Below are 22,851 nucleotides of genomic sequence, written 5' to 3'. Positions count from 1 at the left end.
CTCACATAAAGGTTCCGAAAAAATGAAGACATACAAGATGCTGATTGGCGGGGAATGGGTGCAATCCTCAGATGGTGGCACCTTCCCGAGCCTGAACCCGGCAACCGGCGAGAATTGGGCCGAGATTCCCGAGGCGAGCGCCGAGGATGTGGACCGGGCGGTGCGCGTCGCGCATCGGGCCTGCTATGACGGCCCCTGGTCCCGGATGACCGCCACCGAGCGGGGCCACTGCCTGCGCCGGCTGGCGGATCTTCTGGCGGACAGGTCCGAAGCCTTGGGGGAAATCGAGACCCGCGACACCGGCAAGATGTTCAAGGAGACCCGCTGGCAGGCGAAATACATCAGTGAGTTCTATCACTTCTTTGCCGGGGCTGCCGACAAGATAAACGGCGAGACGCTGCCGATCGACAAGCCGGACATGTTCGTCTTTACCGATCGCGAGCCGCTGGGAGTGATCGCAGCGGTGGTGCCCTGGAACAGTCAACTGTTCCTTTCCGCGGTCAAGATCGGCCCGGCGCTGGCAGCAGGCAACACGGTGGTGTTGAAGGCGTCTGAACATGCCTCTGCCGCGATGTTGGAATTTGGCAAATTGATCGCCGAGGCAGGTATCCCCGATGGTGTGGTCAATATCGTTACTGGTCACGGAGATCCCTGCGGTCGAGTGCTGACCTCGCATCCGCTGGTGGCGCGGGTTTCGTTCACCGGGGGTCCGGCTTCGGCGCGCCACGTGATTGGGAATACGCGGGAGAATTTTGCCGAAATCAGCCTCGAACTCGGCGGCAAATCTCCCTTCATCGTCTTTGACGACGCCGATTTGGAGAGCGCGGTGAACGGCTCGGTTTCGGGGATTTTCGCGGCGTCAGGGCAAAGCTGTGTCGCCGGGTCGCGTCTGATTGTCCAAGAGACTATCGCAGATACATTTCTGGAGCGCTTGGCCGCAATTGCAAAGACCGCAAAGATCGGTGACCCGATGGCGGAAGAAACGGAGATGGGTCCGCTCTGTACCCATGCGCAGATCGAAACCATCGAGCGGGAACTGGCGCGCGCAGTCGAACAAGGCGGACGGATCGTCTGTGGCGGCAAGCGCGCCAAAGCAGGCTCGGACATGTATTTTCAGCCGACAATTGTCGACTGTCCTCGCCCGGATCTGCACATCGTCGACACGGAGTTGTTTGGCCCGGTACTGAGTGTCCTGAGTTTTCGAACCGAAGAAGAGGCTCTGGCGCTAGCCAATGACACCGTGCATGGGTTGGCAGCAGGCATCTTCACCCGAGACAGCGCCCGCGCGCTGCGCATGAGCCGTGCGGTGCGTGCCGGAATCGTCTGGGTCAACACCTATCGGGCGGTGTCCCCGATCGCCGAGTTCGGAGGCATGAAAACCTCGGGCTATGGCCGTGAGAGCGGGTTTCAGGCCGTCTACGATTACACACGACCCAAGACGGTTTGGATGAACACATCGTCCGAGCCGCTGGGCAGCCAGTTCGTGGCCCGATGACCAAGCGGAAATGGGCATATCTTCGCTACTTTCGCCGGTGCGGAACCGACCGCCCCATCGGTCGGTTTCGAACAACTCGCGACATCGTTGGAGAAAACCCGCTTGTTGGGGGTGGCCAACAGGTGATTGGGAAACTGAAGACAAACAAAAGTACCGGCGGGAACGCCGTGCACCTCTACGCCTCGATAGAATTGGACATGCGGCGACGGCAGCGCCTGATGCGGTCATCTGTTGTCGAGGTCATGCCCGCATCCACTGAGAAGGAACCGATCCATGTCAATTGAGATTCGACGCACGTTGCTTTGGCAGCAGACCACTTATCTGGAGGGCTGGAAGAAGGTCCAAGAGCCGACACTTCTGGTGGCCGCAATGGCGATACTCAAGAACCCGTGGTTCGGGCGCGGTCATGTCGAGAATATGCGTCCTGAGATCATGGAACACGGGCCATTCGTGGGAAAAACGCTGACCGAGATGTTGCTGGACGTGACCGGCGACCGGTTGGAAGGCTGTGGCAAGGCGAGCGTTGTCGGCATGGGGGGCGAGATTGAGCACGCCCAGGCGATGACGCACACGGTCCATTTCGGCAATCAGTTGCGCGAAGCGGTGGATGCCAAAACCTACCTGGTCTTTTCCAACACGCGCGGCGCGGCCAATTGTTCGATCACTATACCGCTGATGGACAAAGACGATGGTGGGCGGCGGTCTCATTACCAGACGATCCAGACCTCGATCTGCGACGCACCCGCTGAGGACGAAATCATCGTCGCTCTTGGCGCGTCGGTGGGTGGGCATCCAAACCACCGTATCGGCGACCGCTATCAGGATTTGGCTGAGATGGGTCGCGATCCGAGCAATCCGGCGGGGGTGTAATGGCGGCTTTTAAGGCGGGCACCGCCTATGATCTGACGGGACCTGAGGGAGCGTCAACTGTGGTGTTGATCCACGGGCTCGGTCTGACGCGCCACAGTACATGGGGCCCGATTGTCCCGGTGCTCGCAGAGCGCTTCAAAGTGCTTTGTTATGACCTTCTTGGGCATGGTGAGACCGCCTTGCCAGAGGGGCCAGTGACCCTGACAAACCTCAGCGAGCAGTTGGTTTCGCTTCTTGATGAGTTGCAGATCGACCGGGCGGCGCTTGTCGGGTTTTCGCTCGGCGGGATGATCAACCGACGCTGCGCCATCGATCATCCCGAGCGTATTTCCGCGCTGGCGATCCTCAATTCCCCCCACGACCGGGGTGAAGACCAGCAGCGCCTTGTTGAAGAGCGGGCGCAGGCCACTGCATCAGGTGGGCCGGCCGCAGGTATAGAAGTGACACTGGCGCGCTGGTTTACCGACGCTTTTCGCCGCAACCACGCAAACACAGTTGCAGATATCCGCGATGTCGTTCTGGCCAACGATCCGGCCAACTACGCGGCACATAGGCAGGTGCTGGCCAAGGGTGTGCGCGAGCTCATCGCACCAGAACCGTCCATTATCAAACCCATGCTGGTGATGACCAGCGAACATGACAGCGGTTCCACCCCGGCAATGAGCCATGCGATCGCCGCTGAGACCCCGGGTGCGGAAACCGTCATTATACCTGAACTGCAACATCTCGGGCTGATCGAACGGCCCGATCTCTTCTCTAAGCCGATCCTCCAGTTTCTGGATCGTGCATTGGCAAACTGACAAAGAAGGAAAAACCAATGATCCAGCTTTCCGGCGGACAGGCTGCTGTCGAGGTGCTCAAAGCCGAAGAGACAAAATTCGTCTTTGGCCTGATCGGTTCGGCGACGATGGAAATGTTCGATGCGCTTTATGACGCAAAAGAGATCAATTTCATCGGCGTGCATGATGAACGAACCGGCACCCATATGGCTGACGGCTATGCCCGCGCGAGTGGCGAGACCGGCGTGGTGCTTGCGGGTCAGAACGGGCCGGGCGTGACGAACCTCGTGACCGGACTGGCCCAGGCCAGAGCCGCCTACACGCCCATCGTTTCCATTGGCGGTGCGCTGGCATCAGGCCATGTCTATCGCGATGCCTTTCAGGAGGTGGACCAACAGGCTTTGCTTACGCCGGTTACCAAGAAGACCTGGACCGTACCTTCGGCTGATCGTGTGCCGGAACTGGTGCAAGAGGCGTTCCGTGTCGCCAACGCCCCGCGCAAGGGTCCGGTACATCTGAACCTGCCGCGCGACGTGCTTTCGGGGCAGGCAGAGTTTGTGCAGGCGCCCAAGCCCGGGGGCTACCGCCCGATCTGTACCAGCGCTGCTCCGGAAGCGGCAATTGCCGAAGCTGCCCGGATGCTGTCCGAGGCGACCCGCCCGGTGATCATGGTGGGCGGCGGCATCAAGAACACCGGTGCTGCCGATGGGGCCATTGCGCTTGCAGAGGCGTTCAACACGCCATTAGTGTCCTCTCCGGGCCATGGTGATGCCATTCCATTTGGTCACCCGCTGAATGCGGGGCAGATGGGACCGCGCGGCAACGCGGTCGCTTCGCGGCTTGTGAAAGAGGCGGATGTGATCCTCGCCCTTGGCACCCGGATCGGATTCAACGCAACCTTTTACAGCTACGACAATATCAACCGCGATGCGGCGATCATTCACGTTGAACAGGACCCCACTGCGATCGGCCGCTATTTCCCGGTCACGCTTGGTATCTGGGGGGATGCGCCGACCGTTGCCGACCAACTGCGGGCCGAGGCTGAAAAGCTGAGCCACCGCGCTCAGGCGGAGGCATGGACCAAAGGCTACTTAGCCGAGCGACAGGCCTATCTGGAACGCCGCGACACCGAGGCCGATGTGGCCAATTCCATTATCCAGCCCTCGGGACTGTTTAAGACACTGCGGGATGTCTGCCCGAAGGATAGCGCCTATACCATGGATGCGGGCACGCTGTGTCTTCAAGCCACGGATAAGCTGAACTACTGGCAGCCGAAAAGCCTGTTTACCCCCTTGGATTTCGGGCTGGTGGGGTTTTCTTTTGCCGCTGGACTGGGTGTGAAACTGGCCTGTCCGGACCGCCCCGTCATCTCGCTGATGGGCGATGGCGGGTTCGGTATGACCACATCCGAGCTTTCGACGGCGGTGGATTACGGCATCAACACCGTGACCGTGGTGATGAATAACGGCTGTTGGGGAGCCGAAAAAGCCTATCAGCGGGACTTCTTCAACGGGCGTTACATCGGAGCGGACATATCCTCCCCGCCATTCGACAAACTGGCCGAACTCTATGGCGCAAAAGGGTATCGTGCGGACTCCCTGTCGCAAACTGCCGAGGCCATCGAAGCAGCACTGCATTGCGGCAAACCCGCTGTGATCGACGTGATGGTGGACCCGGCGGCGCTTTATTCTTTTCGCCGTGACAGTTTCAAGCACAGAGGGGGTTGAAATGACCACACACAAATATCCCGCGACCGAGGCGCAACGCGCAACCGGCGATTGGAATCCGTTCTGGAGCCAGTTGGAGGACCTCGATCCCGACTATCTGGAGGCCTTCCTGCAATTCCGCTCGGTTCCGCTGAAGGGTCCGCTGGATCAGAAAACCAAGGAACTGATCTTTATCGCGATCAACGTGGCCACCACACATCTGTGGCCGTCGGGCGCGCGTCGGCATATGGCCAATGCACTTGAGGCCGGGGCGACCAAAGAGGAAATCCTCGAAGTGATCCAGCTCACCTCGATCATGGGAATCCACTCTGTGACCATGGGCGTGCCGATCCTGCTTGAAGAAGTGGGAAAGGCAGGCGGATAACATGATTGACAGCAACCACCTGAATTTGCGGGACAGATTCTTCCGACAAGACATCTCTGAGCTATGCCGTTTTCTTTGGTTCGGGCCAAACGACCAGACGCGGACGTGAGCGCTCTTTCTAAACTGTCTGCAAACGACAGTGGGTGCCGTCCGCTGGTTCGGGACAACTGCGAACTGGCACCTGGAGACCTACGCAACAGGGCAGGAGGCGCAGGTTATGTCGTCTGAAATCGATCGGATCGTGAATCATGCGTTGCGTGTTGTGGGGTTCGCGCTCTTTTTCTACATGGCTTACGCAACCCTGTTTGGACCATATAAAACAACTGTCGTTCATCTTGCGATTTTCGCCGCCGCAACGCTTTTGATCACATTTCTGGGGCGCACCCGTTCCGACAAACCGCTTCTCAGGACCGCGCAATGGATACTGGATATCGTCGCGGCCTGCGCGGCCGTCGGCAGCCTTCTTTATATCATCGTCGGATATGAACGGCTTTTGAACCTTTGGGGTTCCAGCTACTTGACGCAACGGGACACGATTGTGGGTCTTGTTCTGGTCGCAGTCGCGCTTGAGGCATCACGGCGGCAGTCCATCGTATTGGCGCTGCTGGGGGTTCTGAGCTGTGCTTACATGCTGTTCGGGGACAAATTGCCAGGCGTGTTTTCACATGCCGGCATGGATCTGCAGCGCTTCACCTACATCGTGACCTACACAAGTGAAGGAATCTTCGGGACCGGCCTGAAAGTCGCGGCCATTTACCTGTTCATGTTCATGATGTTCGGGTCTGTGCTGCAGGCAACAAAAACCGGCGACTTTATCATGAACCTGGCCAATGCTGGTCTGGGGCGGCAAACCGGCGGCGCCGCAAAGGGCGCCATGGTCGCATCTGCGGGGTTGGGCACGATGGTCGGCAGTTCGGTCGGCAACGTGGTTGCCACAGGATCGTTCACGATTCCGCTGATGATCCGAACTGGTTTCAAGCGCCATGTCGCCGCTGCTGTTGAAACCAACACATCCGAAGGGGCCCAGCTTGTACCGCCGATTATGGGTGCATCGGCTTTCATCATGGCCCAGATCACGGGGATCTCTTATGCAACAATCGCTGTGGCCGCTCTCATTCCTGCATTTCTATACTATCTTTCGCTGTACTGGGTTATTCACATCGAAGCTCTGAAGGAAGGGCTAAAGGGTCTTCCTGAAGATGAAATCCCTCGGCACGCGATTGTATCGGGGATGGCTGGCATCTGATCATTGCGCCAGCATTGCTGTTCTACCTGCTGATTGTGGAGAACTATACCGCCTCTTATGCCAGCCTGATCGCTCTGACTGTGGCTCTGGTGGTCGGGGCTCTGCGCACCGTAACACGTGTGCCTCTGTCAGACCTCCTCGGGCAAATGGATCAGGGTCTGCGGCAGGCCGCGGCAATCACCGCATTGATTATCTCCATTGGTCTGCTTCAGGCGGCCATTGTGTCAACTGGGTTAGGGCCGCGCCTCACCGAGATCATCTTGTCAATCAGCGATGGCTCAATGTTGATTACCGCCCTGCTGGCGGTGATTGCGGCAACACTACTTGGTATGGGCATGCCGACGCCGATCGCATATCTGCTTTTGGCCATGTTTGCCGCACCGGCAATGATCGCCTCGGGCGCGCCGATATTGGGAACTCATCTGTTTCTGTTCTATTTCGCGATCAAATCCGGCTCGACGCCGCCGGTCGCGCTCGTTGCCGTCGTCGCTGCAGGTATCGCACGCGCAAACTGGTGGACAACGACCATCGTCGCGTTTGTGCATTCGCTGCCCGGTTTCATTGTAGCCTTTATGTTCCTTTACTCCGAGGCTTTGCTGATGCAAGCGGCCTGGCTGCCGGTTGTTCTGGCGGCCGTCACCGCCAGCGTTGGGGTGTTTGCAATGGCGGCCGGAATACAAGGTTGGTGCGGCGGCTGGATCACGTGGATCGAGCGCTGCCTTCTTGTGCTGGCGGCCGTCGCGATGCTGTTTCCAGGCCACCTGCTCGGGCTGGCAGGTATGGCCATCGTTGCAGCGATTTTTTTCCTTCGCAGAAGATATCCAATCAAAACAAGACTCGATCACCCAACCCAATCCAACAAGGAGAACCCACTATGAAAATCAAACTACTCGCAGCCGTTGCGGGCGTGACGGTATCTTTGTGCACTCAGGTTGCGCAGGCGCAGCAACAGGCATCCATCGGAGCCAGCGGTTCGGGATCCGGACCGTATATCAACGGCGCCCTGATGGCCGACGTTGCCAACAAGTCGCAGGATGATTTCAAGTTTTCTGTTCAGACCACCGGAGGATACAGGGATAATCTGGGGCTGGTTTTGACCGATAAGGTGGACGTCGCGCTCAATACGCTGATTACGCTGAACTTTGCTTACAACCAGCGCGACCAATATGCTGAATCTCCGATGTCCGAGGATTTCAAGCGTCTCCGGTATGTCTTCAGTTTCGGCGCTGTTCCCCAGAACATCTTTGTGCGCGAAGACAGCGGCATCACATCCCTCGATGAGATCAAGGGCCATCCGTTCAACATCAACATCCCTTCCAGCTTCACCCATGGGATGAACCTTAAAATGCTCGAAGCGGCTGACATTCCGCTAGAGTCTTTCGATGTCGGCCAGATTGCCACCGGTCAGGTTTTTGACGAGATCCAGAATGGTGTTTTTGTCGGCGGCGCGCATGTTTATCAACTTGGTTTGGGGAATGCACAAAGGCTTTCGGCAACCATTCCGATCAGATACCTGGACGTTTCGGAAGATGTGGTTGCAAGAATGAATGAAGAGTACCACGGATTGCTGGTTCCCTACACAATTCCTGCTGGCACGTACAATGGTCAGGATGAAGATATCAGCACCTTTGGGCTCGCCCAAGTGATCTTCACGGACGACAATGCCGATGAAGAACTCATTTATCAGTTCACCAAGGCGTTTTGGGAGAACATTGGTGACATGCAGGAGACGAATACCAGCTTCAGCGGTATGAATCCTCAGCTCGGTGCTAAGCTCTATGGAGTTCCGATGCATCCCGGCGCAGAACGCTATTTCAAGGAAATTGGTGCAATGTAACTGACGATCCAATTGTGCGGCCAGCAAGTTCATTCCCCGGGGTGCAAAACCCGGGTATCGCTGGCCGCCCATTGACCGTTTCGCAAGTACAGCTTTAGTCAGATCGGTATTGAAAAACAGCTTGCCTGCCTTTTAAGGCGATGGCGCGCCACAGCGGGTACTGATGTGTAGTAAGGCGGCATGGAACGTGAGGTCCGGAATCGGGCTTCGGTTTTCTGACCTTTGTAACACAAGCACCGACGCCTCAAACGCCTCGCGACAACGTCTCTGTTACGTCCCTGTCGGCGGCGGTGCTATACGGCGGGCGGCTTTTTGGCTCGATAGATGGGGCTATTCTTCGACGTTTTAGTAGTTTTTCTTGTTGGCTAAGCCTCTCCTTGTTCCTGTCTTGACGATGTTCACGGCCAATACACCAGTAATGGCGACCTCGCTGCTGCAACGGTAGCCGAGTATTTGCAGCAGAAGAACGTGCAGCATTTTCGACCCCCGGGTGACATTGTGCCGATCTAGGCTCAGGAGTCATGGCCAATGAATGACAATTGCCGCGAGAGCGATGGCTGAAAGGAAGACCTTGGGGCAACGGTCGTAGCGTGTCACCACACGGTGCCAGTCCTTCAATCTGCCAAATATGATCTCAATCCGATTGCGGCGTTTGTAGCGGCACTTGTCGTATCGGACAGTTGTCTTGCGCTGTTTGCGGCCTGGGATGCACGCGCGTATCCCTTTGTCTTTCAACGCTTCTGTGAACCAATCGGCATCATAGCCGCGGTCACCCAGCAACCATTCGACATTGGCAGACGGCTGACCAATGCCCTTGCACCGATGTAGTCGCTGACCTGACCGGCGGTGACTAAACAGATACAAAGGGTGTCATTTGCCATTGTGCTTGAACCAATGGCGCACCATGGCTCATCTGTCACAAACCGCATGCAGCTTGGTATTCATGCCGCCCTTGGTGCGCCCGATCAGACGTCCACGTCCCCTTTTTCACCGCAAGGCTGGACGCTGTGCGATGGGCTTGAGGCACGTTGCATCCATTGCCCGGCAGGGCATCACGCAGTGATGCCCTCAGAGGGGATCATGACCGTCTTCTGCTCGTCGTGTTCCGCGGCAAGACCGACCAACATCTGGGCAAAGATACCTTTGTCACTCCATCGCTTCCAAAGATTATAGAGCGTCTTGTGTGGTCCATATTCCCTAGGTGCATCGCGCCACCGTAACCCCTTGCGATTGACAAAGGTAAACCTCCCAGATACTGCTCTCCGCACCGACTTATGAAAAGTCGATCAAAGCCGCCGTTCAAGACGTCTCGTGAGTTGATCCCGTGAGGGATGACAGCGATTAGCGCCTGATTTCAACAAATCCGGCGAGTCCCTGTGCAACGCATGTTCACCCGTCGATCGCGCGGTCTATCGCCCTGCCGCGCTGATCGCGTTTTGGGTTTCTTCTTGATCTATTATGGTTTTCTGGGTCGTTCCAACAGCTTCGTGCGATTGGCGCAGATGATATCCGGCTACCGAAGAGCGTTCGTCACGTGACGCAAGATACGCTTTCGCACGATTTCCGCTAGCGCGCCAAGGGCGGTGACGGCTATGACAGGTCTGCAGGATGGCTGTGCGTCGATCAGCCGTCGGTTGGCCGTCAACTCCACCGAAGCAATCAGCAGCAGCGCCCCCAATGTGGCCATCGGTATCGACGTCAGCGCGATCTGTCTCAACGGGTCTGGCACCAGAGCGAGCACCAGCAAGCCTGCTCCAAGCAAGAGCGGCGTGCCGCCGGTCCTGGCTCCAAAGCGATGATGCGCGGCGACGCCGCCGGCACCGTGGCACATCGGGAGTGCTCCAAAGGGTGCTAGAAGAAGATTGGCCGCCCCGGATGTCTGGCACAGTCTGCGGGGTGTCACGTGATCGGCGCGCGGGCCATAACGGTCCCTGCGACCAGTGCTGTCAGGAACACCGCATTTGTCAGCGTCAGGCCAGTTGTGCCAAGGCGAAATCAGTCGCCGCGGTCCGAAAGTCGGCGAGTGCTCCATTTCGCTGACCATTGTGCTGCCGCAGATGCAACGAGCGTCGAGTCACCGGATAAACCAAACACGGCGCCGGGCGCCAAACCACACAGGATTGTCACAATTGCGGCATGCGCCCCGAAGCGCAAGGCGGCGGCGACACCTAGTGAAATGATGCCAACACCAACATGGTCTGTCATCCAGCCGAGCGCAATCCAGCCCAGAGCTATCCCAAGCTCCAGTTGCAGCCCGGAAACGACGGACTGCGGCATCAGACGTGTAAGTCTGTCGATAAGGCCGCTGGCACCCAATGCCAGGAGAACAAGGCCGATCAATACGCCGCGCAGGGCGATTGCGCCAATCATCAACGGCAACAGCGTCCCGATATCGCCGAGCGCGCCATTGGCTTCGCGAAGATCGAAGCGGAAGCTGGGGGTCTTCCTGATCTTTCACTCACATCTCTCTATTATAAGGGACACATTGGACTTCCGACGCCTGATCATAGTGCCAGCTTCAACCGCGAACCAAGGCCGGCGCGAGAGATGAAACTGTCTGCACCGAACAGGCTGACCGGACCTGCTTGCGCAACCGACAAGGTACCTTCCATTCCGCAGTATGGATCGGGGTCGGTGACGGCGATGATCACCAAGGCCTCGGTCGACGATCTGAGGCTAGTGATCGGCAAGACGGCCTAGACACTTGCCAAGGCATCGGGTGTCGTCATCGGTGCGGTTTGGCGACCGAGCGATGGAAGACAGACTTTTCGACCCGAACCGGTGGTTTCGACGGCGATCTCAAGATCGTAGACCTGGCTCAGATTGGGCCCTGTTAGGACATCGGTCGCGCGGCCCTCCGCGTGCGCCCGCCCATCTTTCATGAGCAGGACGCGGGCGTCGAGGGCGAAAGCCTGGTCGGGATCGTGAGTCGAAAGAATGACACTGCGCCCGGTCACTGCGACATCTCTGACCAGCGTCTTGATCTGCGCAAGCACCTGGGCCTGATTGCCGAAATCGAGGCTGGCGGTCGGCTCATCCATCACAATAAGGAGGCTTCCTGAGCCAGCGCGCGGGCGATCAGCACAAGCTGCCGTTGTCCGCCGGACAGCCGCGAATAATCCCTGTGCGCCAGATCACCGATGCCGAGTTGCCGCATCGCGTTCAGGGCAATTTTTTGATCACGCTGTCCGGGTTGTTCGAATGTCCCGAGGCGCGCGGTGCGCCCCATCAGTACCACCTCAAGCGCGTCGAACGGAAAGGGTGGCGCGTGGGCCTGGGGCACATAGGCGACCCGCCGGGCAATTTCGGCACGGCTCTGTGCCGTGATCGGTTTCTCGCCAAGCAGAACCTGTCCCGACAGCGCGGGAAGAAGCCCAAGCAACGTGCAGAACAAGGTTGTCTTGCCACATCCGTTGGGTCCCAAAAGGCACAGAATATCTCCGGGGTGCACGGCAAGGTTCAGGCCCGTGCCGATCTCGGTCTTGCCATACCCAAACGCCAAATCCCGAGCCTCAAGCATCAGGTCCAGCCCCGCCGTCCAAAGGCCAGCAGCCAGACGAAGAACGGCGCACCGATGACGGCGGTCAGGATGCCGAGCGGGACTTCGACCTGCGCCATGGTGCGGGCAAGCGTATCGACGATCACCAGGTATCCCGCCCCGATCAGAATCGAGACCGGCAGCAGCCGCCCGAAGCCAGGGCCCACAAGCATCCGCGCGATATGCGGGATGACAAGGCCGACCCAGCCGACGATGCCCGCCAATGCGGTGACACTGGCGGTGATCAGCGTGGCGGCGGCGATCACGAGAAACCGGGTGCGCCCGACCTCGATCCCGAGGGCGCGGGCCTCCTCATCGCCAAGGCTCAGGACGTTGATACGCCAGCGCAGCAGCGCCAGCGGCACAAGCCCGATCAGCACCATCGGCAGCGCGGGCAGGATATCTTCGGTGGTGATCGCCGCAAGCGAGCCCAGCAGCCAGAAGGTGATCGCGGGAAGCTGATCATACGGATCGGCCATGACCTTCAGCAGAGAGGTCGCAGCGCCGGCCAGGGCGCCGATCACCACGCCGATCAGCACCAGCGTCAGCGTCCGGTCGGTATTGCGGACCATCGACGCCACCAGCATCACGAACCCAACAGCGATCATGCCGCCGACAAAGGCCGACGCCTGGATCGCGGCGACCGGCAATGAGAAAAAGATACCAGCAACCGCACCAAGACCGGCCCCGGCCGAAACCCCCAGAATATCCGGGGACACAAGCGGGTTTCGGAACAGCGCCTGATAACTTGCCCCGGCAGCGGCCAGCGCCGCGCCGACCAGCAGTGCCGCGGCGACACGCGGCATGCGGATGTTCCAGACCACGATTTCGGCCTGGGGGTCGCCCCGGCCCAGCAGCGCCATCAGCGTCTGACCGGGTTTCAGGCCAAAGGGCCCGATCATCACCGCCGTAGAGACCAGCGCCACCAAACACAGCGCCAGCCCGCTGGTCAGCGTCAGGATCGGACGTCGTTGTGTTACATCGGCGGTCGTCCCTCGGCCCATTCGAGCAGCCTCTCTAGTTCTTCTTCGGTCAGATCGACATGATAGTAGAGCTCATAGAAAGCGCGGGTATCTTCGCGCAGATCCCCCTGCCATTGGTCTGGATAGAGCAGGCCCGTCATCCAGATCAGCCCTATCATCCGGTTGAGCGATGGCGGGCGGTCGATCCAACCGAAAGGTGCCGTGGGGGAGAGATAGACCCGGCCATCGTGCACGGCATCGATGCTGTGCCAGAGCGGGTCGTCGAACACCGCTCCGTAGAAGTTGGGATCCCATGTCACAATGGTGTCCGGGTTGGCCACAATGACCTGCTCCATCGAGGCCTGGACAAGCCCGCGTGTCGTGCCCCCGTCGTCTGCGACGTTCCGCCCGCCAGCGCGTTCGATGATCTCGGTGTTGATTGAACCCTTCATGCCCGTTTCAAGCCCTTCCGGTCCTCGCGCAAGGTAAACGCGGGGCCTTTCTTCCTCAGGGACGTTCTCAAGAATGGCATCGATCCGGGCAAAGGTTCCTTCGACATGTGCCGCCAATTCCTCGCCACGCTCCGGCACGCCAAGCGCTTCGCCAAGCAGCCGAAGGGCGGCAGGTGTATTCTCGAACCGGCCATCAATCAGGAGATAGGGGATGCCTGTCTGCTCCTGAACACGGTTGGCAAGGTCGACATAGGTGTCGCGGACCGAGCCGAAATCGATGATCAGATCGGGCTGGATCTCCAGGACACGCTCAAGGTTTGCTTCACCGCCGCGCCCGGTGATGCGCCCTGTTTCGGGAATGTCGCGATAGGGCGCGGCGATGTAATCGCGTTCCTCGGAGCGCAGGGCGCGCGGCCAGCCGGTGAGGGCCTCAGGCTTCATGATATAGACAAGGATCGATGCCGGGGGGCCTGCGGCAAAGACGGTGTTCACCTCGTCCGGGATCTCCACAACGCGCCCGGCACTGTCGGTTATGGTGTGCGCTTGCACAGGCAGCGCCAAAACGGCAAAAAGCAGGATCAGGGCCCGCATATCAGTTCCCCTTTGGGACAGCCGCCGCTTCGAAGCCGTATTCCGCGAGCACCGACTGACCAGCCGGTGACAGGATGTGCAATGCGAGTCTCCAGGCCTCGGCGGGCGCGCCATCGAGCACGATCAGCCCGTAATCCGCCCCGACCGACAACGCCTCGGGCAGCTGCACGATTTGCAGCTCGGACAGCTCGTTCTGTGCAAGCACAGCGTTGGTGCAATAGGTCAGGAAAATGTCCGCCTGATCGCTGTCCAGGACCCAGGCGTAAGCGTTGCGCCCTTCGGGAGGTTTGGCGCTGTCGGGGCCTCCGGTGAGTTGCAGGGCCTTTCCCTTTAGCGCGTCGGCATGCCCCGACTTGTCGAAAAGTTCGAACGCATAGTCACCAGATGGGTCAGCTTTCGGTGTTGATGTGCCAAGGCGCACGTCGCTCGACAGCATCACGTCAAGCAGCGTTTCGGACGAGACTGCCACCTCTGGGCTGGCCAGCGCGCAGAGCCGATTGCGTGCAAAGAGAGCGACCGGCCCGCCTTTTCCCGCGCTTTCCAGCGTCATCGGATGACGCATGTTGGCCGATGCAAAGATATGGGCCGCCTCACCGGCCTCGATCCGTTCGCGCATCAGACCCGACGGGCCGAAATTCGTGACAAGCGGTGTTCCGTAGGTCGCGCTGTAGTCGGTTGCCACCTCCGAGAGAGCCGCTTTCAGGCTGCCCGCCGCGAAGAGCGATAGCTCGTCAGCCATCGCGGGTGTCATCGCAAGCCCCAGCAGGGCTCCCAGAATAAGCGGTTTTTGCATATTAGTCCTCCGATGATCATTTTGCTTGGCGTTGTGTGCCGTCCCGTTTCGCAGGCGCTTTCGGAGTGAACGCGCAGCGGTCCGGCTTGATGTCGACCAAAGGCGTCCCGTCGAGGCAGTCGAGGCCGCGCACATACAGATCGCTCCCTTCGATCCTTTCGAGCTTGACGATGGAGGTGCCGATAGGATTGGGCCGCACGGGTGAGCGAAGGGCGAAGGTTCCGAAGGTTTTCCCGTCGCCTTTCGGGCTTTGCAGGATCAAGTCGCGTCGGCCTTTGTCCAGCCAATAGAGCACCTCGATCATCCCATAGTCTTCGAGACCACGCAGCGCGCCGCGCCACAGCGGATCGAGCATCAATCGACACTCCGGCCCGTCAAGGCGGCCCTGAGGCGGGCAGTCTTCGCGGGATTGCCACGGTGTTCGGATTGTCCCGATGAAACGCAGGGCCGCATCGGACGCAGGCGCCAGATCAACCGTTTGCTCATTGGTCCGCAGATCATTCAAACTTGTCACGAGTCCCTCGGGAAATTATGCACTAATTTGCGTATATACTTCTCATCTAACTGCGCTCTTTCGTGATTTTGGCCTGAATTTTGACCTGAATCCAGCCTTGAAATCCCTTTTGATTGTTGTAGGTCCGATAAAGTTCCGGAAAAAATGCGGACTTCGGAAGCTTTGCAGAAGAACGGCTCAGCCTTCGGCCTCGCTTTCGAGCGTTCGCCATGACGCAACCCAGTTCTCATCGGCACGAACGCTCTGATAGGCCCCCCAAAGAGATCATCGGCATTCTCTTCTCCCTCCATTCTTGGATCTGGGCGCTGGTTTTCTGGGTGTGGAATATGCGCCGGTGATGATGACCATCGCCGTCTTTTCAGAGTGCCGAGATAGTTCGCCCGCTGTGTCGGAGACCGCTGAAGTCCACTTAGAAGTGTTTTAGGGATGTCCGTTGCGGTTGGTGACAGCGGGTCTTGCCCGGTTCCGCCGCACTCTCACCCGTCCGAGCGCGGTAATCACTGTGGTGGCAAATCGGTCATCACCCGTCCGATGACCAGCAGCTGTTCTTCCCAATCGCACGGCATACTTGATAAGATGGTCGAGAAGGCGGATAGAATACAATCCCGCTAACCGACCAAGATGCCATGGAAGATTTTGCCTTACCGGATCACGAATACCTGACGGTCAAGGAACTGGCCGACCTCCTTCGGCTGAAGGAGCGCAAGATATACGATCTGGCCTCGTCCGGCAGCGTCCCTTGCTCCAGGGCAACTGGCAAGCTGCTGTTTCCCGCCGCCGAGATCCGGGCCTGGATACAGCGGGCCAAATCCGGCGGTGTTGCGCCGCCGGATCCCCGTACCGAAGCGCGCCCGCCGATCATACTGGGCAGCCACGATCCGCTGCTTGACTGGGCGATCCGCCAGTCGCGGTGCGGGCTGGCAAGTTACTACGACGGGTCGCTCGACGGGCTCGACCGCTTCACGCGGGGCGAGGGAGTTGCGGCGGGGCTGCACATTCATGATGCAAAATCAGATCGCTGGAACGTGCCGGCCGTGTCGGCATTGGCCGCAGATCAGAATGCGGTGCTGATCACGTTCGCTACGCGACAGCGGGGGCTGGTCTATCATGCGGACGGATTCGTCCCTGCCGGCTTGACCGATCTTGCGGGCGGCCGTTTCGTTCCGCGTCAGACGACATCCGGCACGGAGACCCTGTTTCGCGAAGTTGCCCAGAAAGAGGGTCTGGAGCTGTCTCGCCTGAAGCTCGCAGACGTGGCACGCACCGAAGACGAGGCAGTCGAGGCGGTTCGACGCGGCGATGCGGATGTCACTTTCGGGTTAAAGGCTGTCGCACAAAGCTACGGTCTGGAATTCTTGCCCGTTATCGAGGAACAATTCGCTCTGATTGTGGACCGCAAATCCTGGTTCGACACGGCGATGCAAAAACTGCTGCGATTCTGCGCGACCACGGATTTCGACAGAAGGGCGCAGGCCTATGGCGGCTATGATACGGCGAAACTCGGCAAGGTGATCTGGAACGCCTGACAACAACCTCTGAAGGTCTGGAGCGTGGCGGCCGCGGCTCGCCCGGGTGGTTTCCCGATCGCAGACATATCGGCCATATGAATGTCGGTGAGGTTGTCAAAGGCCGTGAAATGGACATCCATGTAGCCGCCAAGCTCCGATCCGCCCTGGCGCCGTGCGGACCGAAGATCGCTGCATCTTGATCTTCGGGATGCGCATTCTGCAGAGCTTTGCTTCCCGCCTTGGCCGCTTTCTTCAGGCGTTCATGAGTTTTTGCACCTGGCAAGTATCGCCAATTGTTTGTGCCTCTGAGAAAACCTATTTCTGTTTGACTTAGTGTTTTTGGTGGCCCGGAACCTTTGTCTTTGGGATCAAAGATGTAAAGAGTATCGGTCTGGTATGAACACCAGTAGGGCTCTCCAAATATGATGAAGGTGTCAGTGGGATCATAGTTGAAGATCATGCCGGTACCTCTGACGATACCAACGTTTGCAATCCAATTTTACCTGGTGAAAGCGATCTAAGCTTGCCCTCAATGATCGAGCGGAAACCGGCTCGGAAGCCACGACGGCCTAACCCACTTTCTTCAATCAGATTTGCCAATGTGATCGGAGCGAGGTGCTCGCGTGCAGCCCGAACGATCAAGGAATCAGCTTCAATGTCCGGTTTCTTGCTGAATTCATGATATCTCTGGGCATTGAGAGCTTGAGCGCGTGTAAAATCCGCGTCGCTCATCAGAATGACTTCGTCAGCGAAATCACTCGGTAGTTCGGCGCGCACGTAGCCCGGCCTTAGATCAAAATCATATTTTTCGACATGATCAATGGGTTTGACTGCCACGCCGTATCGGAGGCCATCGGTTACCCTTCAAGCAATTTTGTTCCGCAAGCACCATTGGGTTGCGCCCGGAATTGCAGTAGAGGGTTTAGTACTTGAGCAGAGTGCGACCTTTGGGAATCAGGAAAACACTTTTTCTCTTTCCCCCACGCACCTGATCAGAGGCAATTGGAGCTTTTTGAAGGTGGCGCTGGATATCTTTTGGATGAACTTCCGATTTTTAAGCCTGTTCAATGATGGTTCGCTGATCTTAACGCCGGTAGTTTTCAACGCCTCTATGGCGACACAGAGTACTCTAATGAACTCCATGTTATCCTGTCCCTCTGGTTTCAATTGATCTGGGTACATCAATTGGCCAGAACGGACCCGTGCAGTCGCTTCCGAATCCGGAAACCCGTAAAGTGGGATGCTTGTGTTGGGCTGACGTAAGAGCGATATGGCCTCTTGGTAGGTGTAAGTCACAACCTCACCGTTCAAACAGTTCACTGCTTCGAAGCAGTTATTGCCAGCTTCTCGAAGCCGTATTGTTTGACCGGCACTGACGATCTCCTTCCCAACCGGGACGATGTATTTTGGCTTAATCATCGGAGGCACTCCAGATATGAGAGTGTTCGCAAATGACGGCATCACAGTCGGCATCTAGGGTCAGGACTCATAGCCAATAGATGACCAGAGCGGCGAGTGCGATTGCGGAGAGGAAGACCTTGGGACATCTGTCGTATCGTGTGGCAACACGCCGCCAATCCTTCAGCCTGCCGAACATGATCTCAATCCGGTTGCGGCGTTTGTAGCGGCGCTTGTCGTATTTTACGGCTTTCTTGCGCTGTTTCCGACCTGGGATGCAGGATCTTACCCCTTTGTCTTTCAACGCTTCTCTGAACCAGTCGGCGTCATAGCCTCGATCCCCAAGCAACCACTCGACCTTGGGCAAGCTGCTCAGCAACGCCCGTGCTCCGATGTAGTCGCTGACCTGTCCGGCGGTGACGAACAAGTTGAGTGGCCGCCCCTGACTGTCGCAGATGGCGTGCAACTTGGTGTTCATGCCGCCTTTGGTCCGACCGATTAGGCGCCCACGCCCCCCTTTTTGACGCCCATGCTGGCCGCTGTTCGGTGGGCCTTGAGATAGGTTGCGTCGATCATCACGGTCTTCTCTTCGCCGTGGTTAGCCGCCAGACCGGTCATCATCTGCGCAAAGATGCCTTTATCGCTCCAGCGCTTCCAACGATTGTAGAGCGTCTTGTGAGGACCGTACTCCCTCGGCGCATCACGCCACCGTAAACCATTGCGATTGATGAAGATAATCCCACTCAACACACGCCGATCATCGACGCGGGGTTTGCCGTGGGACTTGGGGAAGAAGGGCTCAAGACGCGCCATCTGCGCATCTGTCAGCCAGAATAGATCAGACATATTCACCGCTCGTTTTTACAACTGTGAATCATGCTGCCGTGCGGAAATCAATGGGTCCTGACCCTAGCTGGTTCGACCGCCAGTTAGGCAAGCGCGTCGGAATCACTCAAAGTTTGGCTGGCGTTGATAGAATGCTCGAAGGCCAGCGGCAAAAGATGGGTTTGGAACGAGAGCGCGCTACGGCAACAATAGGTGATCTGGAAACATACTTTCGACAGCTCGTTACGACACTGATGCCCAATGGTTGTACTGGGAAATTGAAGCTAGACGGCAACGGCCTTCATCCCGAGATATTGCTCGATCGTGGCGCAGGGCTTTCAACAGCGGCAGTAGAGTCGTTCAAAATCGTAGCTTTTGACCTCGCAGCCATGATCCTTTCTGTAAACGGAAAGGCTGAACTACCATCTTTCCTTATCCACGACAGTCCGCGTGAAGCGGACCTTGACGCCGGCATTTACTCAAACCTCTTTGATTTCGCGTTGAGCTTGGAAGAAAAGGCAAGCCCGCCGCCATTTCAGTATATTATCACCACAACCACCGCCCCGCCACAAATCACTGCCGATCATCATGCACTAAGGCTGAAACTGTCATCGACTCCTCCTGAGGCTCGGCTGTTTGCGATGGACTTTTGATGATCGAGAAACCTCAATCCTTCGTTACCCGTCAGGAGTGCGAGAAGGTCATGTACCAGAACGGCTTCCGACGCCCCCATGGCGAAGTCGATGGCTGGCAGCGGTACAGTTCGACGACCGCGCAGGGGTCGGTCTGGCTCGGGCGGGAGACTTCTGGCGCGTGGCTCCTCGCGTTAGATCACGCCGGTATTATCGCAGAGATTGGAATTGAAACGTCCGATGCCGCAGGACCTGGCCTCGCACGTTTCCGATTTGCCTCACTGGCACCGCTCTATGCCGTGATGCCAAGGGTTTATGAGCTTGCTGTAAGTCTTCCTGATGCACCACTTCAAGAGTTCCTTCACCGCACGCAAAATTTGCCGTCGACTACAGAAGCGGAACGCCTTGTGGTCCAGCGTGTCGGCCAGAACATCTTTCGTGAGCGTCTGATCAAATACTGGCGGGGGCGATGCCCTCTGACCGGGATTGTCGACAAGCCGCTTCTCCGTGCCTCTCACATCAAGCCATGGCGCGACTGTGAAAACGACGCAGAGCGTCTGGATGTCCACAATGGCTTTCTTCTTTCGGCTCTCTGGGATGCCGCATTCGACAACGGTCTCGTGACCTTTGATCCTGAGGGTATCCCGATCTTCTCGGAACGCTTAAGTAAGTTGGCGCAATCACAGCTGCATTATGAAACGCCTATCAAATTGAACGCAAAACATCGAGTATTTCTCGAGTGGCATAGGGAGTATGTCTTTAAGGATTAGGAGCATAGCCCCCCGGAATGAGCACAATTCGCACGTTCCGAGCTTTCGTCCTTTCGGGGCGGCACTGTCCTCGAGAGGACAGAAACCTGTCGTAAAGGAACGATCAGGTGTCATTTGTCAATTATGAAAAGTGGTGAGCCGTGCAGGATTCGAACCTGCGACCCACTGATTAAAAGTCAGTTGCTCTACCAACTGAGCTAACGGCCCACTCTTTGATGGATCAAGTCGATCCTTGGCGCTCTGTAGGGTATTTTCCCGACCGGGTGCAAGTCCCTATTTCACGCCTCGTTTCGCCTGAACTTGACGTGTTTCAAGCGCCCCGATAGGCGGCTTAATTAGGCAGCGAGCGCGGGGGGGTCAACCCCTTTTTTAAGGAATCTGAGAGACAGGGTGGAAACAAATTCGGACCGGCGTTATATGCCCGCTATGCAACAGACACACGGCAACGGTTTGCCCTTCATGAAGATGCACGGGCTGGGCAATGATTTTGTCATTGTAGATGCGCGCGCGCAGCCGGTGACTATGACACCAGAACTGGCCAAGGGCATTGGGCACAGGCAGTTTGGCGTCGGCTTCGACCAACTGGCGGTCATTGAGAACGGCGAGTTCGATGCACATCTGGTCTTTTATAATGCGGACGGATCAACCTCGGCGTCTTGCGGTAACGCGACTCGGTGCATCGCGCGGTTTCTTATGGAAGAGACCGGAAAACCCGAAGTGAAGCTGACAACCGAACGCGGAACCCTGATGGCGAAAGATGCCGGAGACGGGCTGACATCGGTCAATATGGGGCAGCCACAGCTGGACTGGCAGGACATACCGTTGCTCGAAGAGGTGGACACACTCGAACTACCCATCGAAGGCGTGCCCACGGCAACTGGCATGGGCAATCCGCATTGCACCTTTTTTGTCGATGATGCCGAGGCCATTCCACTGGAAGAGTTCGGCGCCAGATATGAGTATCACCCGCTGTATCCGGAGCGCACCAATGTGCAGGTGGCGCAGGTCATTCGCCCGGATCATATCCGCATGCGCGTGTGGGAACGGGGCGTGGAATCACGCTCGCCTCGGGTTCATCTTCCTGCGCGACAGCCGTTGCTGCCGTGCGGCGCGGTCTGACCGGGCGCAAGGTGCAGATCGAGTTGGACGGCGGAACCATCTGGATTGATTGGCGCGATGACGGTGTCTGGATGACCGGGCCCACGTGCCACGTGTTTTCGGGAACGTTCACGCCGGAATTCTTGGAGTCGCTTGGATGACCGCGCCCAAGTTCACCACGCTGGGGTGTCGCTTGAACGCCTACGAAACCGAAGCGATGAAGGACCTGACGCAACAGGCGGGTCTGTCTGATGCGGTCATCGTGAACACCTGCGCCGTGACCGCCGAAGCGGTGCGCAAAGCCAGGCAGGAAATCCGCAAATTGCGGCGCGAAAACCCGGACGCGCGCCTGATCGTGACAGGATGTGCGGCGCAAACCGAACCGCAGACCTTTGCGCAGATGGACGAGGTCGACGCCGTCATTGGCAACACCGAAAAGATGCTGCCGGAGACCTGGAAAAGTATGGCAACGGATTTCATTGGCGAGACCGAGGCAGTCCAAGTGGATGACATCATGTCCGTCACCGAAACGGCCGGGCATCTGATCGACGGGTTCGGGACCCGGTCCCGTGCCTATGTGCAGGTTCAGAACGGCTGTGACCACCGCTGTACCTTTTGCATCATCCCCTATGGCCGTGGCAATTCGCGCAGCGTTCCTGCGGGTGTGGTGGTGGATCAGATCAAACGGTTGGTCGACAAAGGGTACAATGAGGTGGTCCTGACCGGTGTTGACCTGACCTCTTGGGGTGCTGATCTGCCAGCGCAGCCCAAGCTGGGCGATCTGGTGATGCGCATCCTGAAACTGGTACCGGACCTGCCCCGGCTGCGCATCAGTTCGATCGATTCCATTGAGGTGGATGAGAACCTGATGCAGGCTATCGGGTCCGAACCCCGCCTGATGCCGCATTTGCATTTGTCCCTTCAACATGGCGACGATCTGATCCTGAAGCGGATGAAACGCCGCCACCTGCGCGACGATGCAATCCGTTTTGCCGAAGAGGCCCGCAAGCTGCGCCCTGACATGACCTTTGGGGCAGATATCATCGCCGGGTTCCCGACCGAGACGGACGCACATTTCGAGAATTCGCTGAAGCTTGTGCGAGACTGCAATCTGACCTGGCTGCACGTGTTTCCGTATTCCAAGCGCGAAGGCACGCCTGCAGCACGTATTCCGCAGCAGGTGAACGGAAAGACAATCAAGGAACGGGCGGCGCGCCTGCGTGCTGCGGGGGAAGTACAGGTGGCGAAACACCTGTCTTCGCAGATCGGAAAACGCCATCGCGTACTGATGGAAAACGAACGGATGGGTCGTACCGAGCAGTTCACCGAAGTGATGTTTGACGCTCCGCAAACCCAAGGCCAGATCGTGGAAGCCGATATCATCGGTGCAACCGGCACCCAATTGCAGGCGAGACCCGCTTAGGAAATCCTCAGGACCTGTCCCGTCAAACA

24 protein-coding genes, 1 tRNA gene and 3 pseudogenes are annotated in these 22,851 nt (G+C 58.0%); 14 read left to right on the top strand and 14 right to left on the bottom strand.

Going from position 1 to position 22,851, the window contains the following annotated elements; translation table 11 throughout:
* The first annotated feature begins 22 nt into the window (after positions 1-22).
* The 8 genes and pseudogenes from ACR3E0_RS00230 to ACR3E0_RS00195 all read left to right on the top strand — a co-directional run bounded on the left by ACR3E0_RS00230 (position 23) and on the right by ACR3E0_RS00195 (position 8,318).
* Complete coding sequence (locus tag ACR3E0_RS00230) at positions 23-1,495, top strand: aldehyde dehydrogenase (protein ID WP_480475004.1); 1,473 nt, start codon at positions 23-25, stop codon at positions 1,493-1,495.
* Positions 1,496-1,617: 122 nt separating this feature from the next.
* Positions 1,618-1,779, top strand: a complete 162-nt coding sequence (locus ACR3E0_RS00225; RefSeq protein WP_480475002.1) for a hypothetical protein — start codon at positions 1,618-1,620, stop codon at positions 1,777-1,779.
* Complete coding sequence (locus ACR3E0_RS00220; protein ID WP_480475000.1) at positions 1,769-2,365, top strand: amino acid synthesis family protein; 597 nt, start codon at positions 1,769-1,771, stop codon at positions 2,363-2,365. Before ACR3E0_RS00225 ends, ACR3E0_RS00220 begins: the two co-directional genes overlap by 11 nt.
* Positions 2,365-3,165: an alpha/beta fold hydrolase gene (locus tag ACR3E0_RS00215; RefSeq protein WP_480474998.1), complete on the top strand. Its 801-nt coding sequence runs from the start codon at positions 2,365-2,367 to the stop codon at positions 3,163-3,165. Before ACR3E0_RS00220 ends, ACR3E0_RS00215 begins: the two co-directional genes overlap by 1 nt.
* A 17-nt stretch (positions 3,166-3,182) precedes the next feature.
* Complete coding sequence (locus ACR3E0_RS00210) at positions 3,183-4,871, top strand: thiamine pyrophosphate-binding protein (RefSeq protein ID WP_480474996.1); 1,689 nt, start codon at positions 3,183-3,185, stop codon at positions 4,869-4,871.
* Between the two features lies 1 nt (position 4,872).
* Positions 4,873-5,235, top strand: a complete 363-nt coding sequence (locus tag ACR3E0_RS00205) for a carboxymuconolactone decarboxylase family protein (RefSeq protein WP_480474995.1) — start codon at positions 4,873-4,875, stop codon at positions 5,233-5,235.
* 217 nt (positions 5,236-5,452) lie between these two features.
* A pseudogene (locus tag ACR3E0_RS00200) lies at positions 5,453-7,359 on the top strand (TRAP transporter permease).
* Positions 7,356-8,318, top strand: coding sequence for a TAXI family TRAP transporter solute-binding subunit (locus ACR3E0_RS00195; protein ID WP_480474993.1), 963 nt, complete (start codon positions 7,356-7,358; stop codon positions 8,316-8,318). The pseudogene ACR3E0_RS00200 and the gene ACR3E0_RS00195 overlap by 4 nt, the downstream one beginning before the upstream one ends.
* A 345-nt stretch (positions 8,319-8,663) precedes the next feature.
* Here ACR3E0_RS00195 and ACR3E0_RS00190 read toward each other — a convergent pair whose 3' ends face one another.
* The 4 genes and pseudogenes from ACR3E0_RS00190 to ACR3E0_RS00175 form a co-directional block, all read right to left on the bottom strand.
* Positions 8,664-8,795, bottom strand: coding sequence for a hypothetical protein (locus tag ACR3E0_RS00190; RefSeq protein WP_480474991.1), 132 nt, complete (start codon positions 8,793-8,795; stop codon positions 8,664-8,666).
* 42 nt (positions 8,796-8,837) lie between these two features.
* Positions 8,838-9,583: pseudogene (locus tag ACR3E0_RS00185) on the bottom strand (IS5 family transposase); the annotation flags it as partial.
* 248 nt (positions 9,584-9,831) lie between these two features.
* On the bottom strand, positions 9,832-10,350 hold the full coding sequence (locus ACR3E0_RS00180) for a putative sulfate/molybdate transporter (RefSeq protein WP_480474989.1): 519 nt from the start codon (positions 10,348-10,350) through the stop codon (positions 9,832-9,834).
* Positions 10,314-10,688 carry a hypothetical protein gene (locus tag ACR3E0_RS00175; protein ID WP_480474987.1) on the bottom strand — a complete coding sequence of 125 codons (375 nt, stop codon included), beginning with the start codon at positions 10,686-10,688 and terminating at the stop codon, positions 10,314-10,316. The genes ACR3E0_RS00180 and ACR3E0_RS00175 overlap by 37 nt, the downstream gene beginning before the upstream one ends.
* A 177-nt stretch (positions 10,689-10,865) precedes the next feature.
* Here ACR3E0_RS00175 and ACR3E0_RS00170 point away from each other — a divergent pair, with 177 nt between their 5' ends.
* Positions 10,866-11,018, top strand: a complete 153-nt coding sequence (locus ACR3E0_RS00170; RefSeq protein WP_480474985.1) for a TOBE domain-containing protein — start codon at positions 10,866-10,868, stop codon at positions 11,016-11,018.
* Here the strand turns inward: ACR3E0_RS00170 and ACR3E0_RS00165 are convergent.
* From ACR3E0_RS00165 to tsaA, 6 genes are read right to left on the bottom strand one after another with little or no spacing between them, the layout of a single operon-like run.
* On the bottom strand, positions 11,015-11,359 hold the full coding sequence (locus ACR3E0_RS00165) for a hypothetical protein (RefSeq protein ID WP_480474983.1): 345 nt from the start codon (positions 11,357-11,359) through the stop codon (positions 11,015-11,017). The two genes, ACR3E0_RS00170 and ACR3E0_RS00165, sit on opposite strands and share 4 nt — an antisense overlap.
* Complete coding sequence (locus tag ACR3E0_RS00160; protein ID WP_480474981.1) at positions 11,359-11,838, bottom strand: ABC transporter ATP-binding protein; 480 nt, start codon at positions 11,836-11,838, stop codon at positions 11,359-11,361. Before ACR3E0_RS00160 ends, ACR3E0_RS00165 begins: the two co-directional genes overlap by 1 nt.
* Positions 11,838-12,860 (bottom strand): FecCD family ABC transporter permease, encoded by a 1,023-nt coding sequence (locus ACR3E0_RS00155; RefSeq protein ID WP_480474979.1) that lies wholly within the window; start codon positions 12,858-12,860, stop codon positions 11,838-11,840. Before ACR3E0_RS00155 ends, ACR3E0_RS00160 begins: the two co-directional genes overlap by 1 nt.
* Positions 12,833-13,861: an iron ABC transporter substrate-binding protein gene (locus tag ACR3E0_RS00150; RefSeq protein WP_480474977.1), complete on the bottom strand. Its 1,029-nt coding sequence runs from the start codon at positions 13,859-13,861 to the stop codon at positions 12,833-12,835. The genes ACR3E0_RS00155 and ACR3E0_RS00150 overlap by 28 nt, the downstream gene beginning before the upstream one ends.
* 1 nt (position 13,862) lies before the next feature.
* Positions 13,863-14,654: a molybdate ABC transporter substrate-binding protein gene (locus ACR3E0_RS00145; RefSeq protein ID WP_480474975.1), complete on the bottom strand. Its 792-nt coding sequence runs from the start codon at positions 14,652-14,654 to the stop codon at positions 13,863-13,865.
* 16 nt (positions 14,655-14,670) lie between these two features.
* Positions 14,671-15,168 (bottom strand): tRNA (N6-threonylcarbamoyladenosine(37)-N6)-methyltransferase TrmO, encoded by a 498-nt coding sequence (tsaA, locus tag ACR3E0_RS00140; protein WP_480474973.1) that lies wholly within the window; start codon positions 15,166-15,168, stop codon positions 14,671-14,673.
* Positions 15,169-15,794: 626 nt separating this feature from the next.
* On the opposite strand from tsaA, the gene ACR3E0_RS00135 reads away from it, so the two are divergent.
* Positions 15,795-16,694, top strand: coding sequence for a substrate-binding domain-containing protein (locus ACR3E0_RS00135; protein WP_480474971.1), 900 nt, complete (start codon positions 15,795-15,797; stop codon positions 16,692-16,694).
* Positions 16,695-17,132: 438 nt separating this feature from the next.
* Here the strand turns inward: ACR3E0_RS00135 and ACR3E0_RS00130 are convergent, their stop codons facing one another.
* The 3 genes from ACR3E0_RS00130 to ACR3E0_RS00120 all read right to left on the bottom strand — a co-directional run bounded on the left by ACR3E0_RS00130 (position 17,133) and on the right by ACR3E0_RS00120 (position 18,920).
* Positions 17,133-17,513 (bottom strand): hypothetical protein, encoded by a 381-nt coding sequence (locus ACR3E0_RS00130; protein WP_480474969.1) that lies wholly within the window; start codon positions 17,511-17,513, stop codon positions 17,133-17,135.
* A 117-nt stretch (positions 17,514-17,630) separates the two neighbouring features.
* Positions 17,631-18,095: a hypothetical protein gene (locus tag ACR3E0_RS00125; protein WP_480474967.1), complete on the bottom strand. Its 465-nt coding sequence runs from the start codon at positions 18,093-18,095 to the stop codon at positions 17,631-17,633.
* A gap of 67 nt (positions 18,096-18,162) precedes the next feature.
* Positions 18,163-18,920 (bottom strand): IS5 family transposase gene (locus tag ACR3E0_RS00120; protein ID WP_480474965.1). Its coding sequence is split into 2 segments (ribosomal slippage): positions 18,163-18,599 and positions 18,599-18,920, totalling 759 coding nucleotides; the frame shifts between segments, so codons are not numbered across the junction.
* A gap of 50 nt (positions 18,921-18,970) precedes the next feature.
* Here ACR3E0_RS00120 and ACR3E0_RS00115 point away from each other — a divergent pair.
* Positions 18,971-19,552, top strand: a complete 582-nt coding sequence (locus ACR3E0_RS00115) for a DUF2326 domain-containing protein (protein ID WP_480474963.1) — start codon at positions 18,971-18,973, stop codon at positions 19,550-19,552.
* A complete protein-coding gene (locus ACR3E0_RS00110) occupies positions 19,552-20,301 on the top strand; it encodes an HNH endonuclease (RefSeq protein ID WP_480474961.1) in 750 nt (249 codons plus the stop codon). Before ACR3E0_RS00115 ends, ACR3E0_RS00110 begins: the two co-directional genes overlap by 1 nt.
* Positions 20,302-20,432: 131 nt before the next feature.
* On the opposite strand, the gene ACR3E0_RS00105 is transcribed toward ACR3E0_RS00110, so the two are convergent.
* Positions 20,433-20,508, bottom strand: a tRNA-Lys gene (locus ACR3E0_RS00105).
* A gap of 210 nt (positions 20,509-20,718) precedes the next feature.
* On the opposite strand from ACR3E0_RS00105, the pseudogene dapF reads away from it, so the two are divergent.
* Together dapF and mtaB are read left to right on the top strand one after the other, a co-directional pair.
* Positions 20,719-21,560: pseudogene (dapF, locus tag ACR3E0_RS00100) on the top strand (diaminopimelate epimerase).
* Positions 21,557-22,822: a tRNA (N(6)-L-threonylcarbamoyladenosine(37)-C(2))-methylthiotransferase MtaB gene (mtaB, locus tag ACR3E0_RS00095; protein ID WP_480474959.1), complete on the top strand. Its 1,266-nt coding sequence runs from the start codon at positions 21,557-21,559 to the stop codon at positions 22,820-22,822. Before dapF ends, mtaB begins: the two are co-directional and overlap by 4 nt.
* Positions 22,823-22,851 lie beyond the last annotated feature (29 nt).

The sequence above is a fragment of the Ruegeria sp. AJ12 genome (assembly GCF_056536245.1).
Note: the sequence above shows the minus strand (reverse complement) of the source record. Positions and strands in the feature narration are given on the sequence as shown.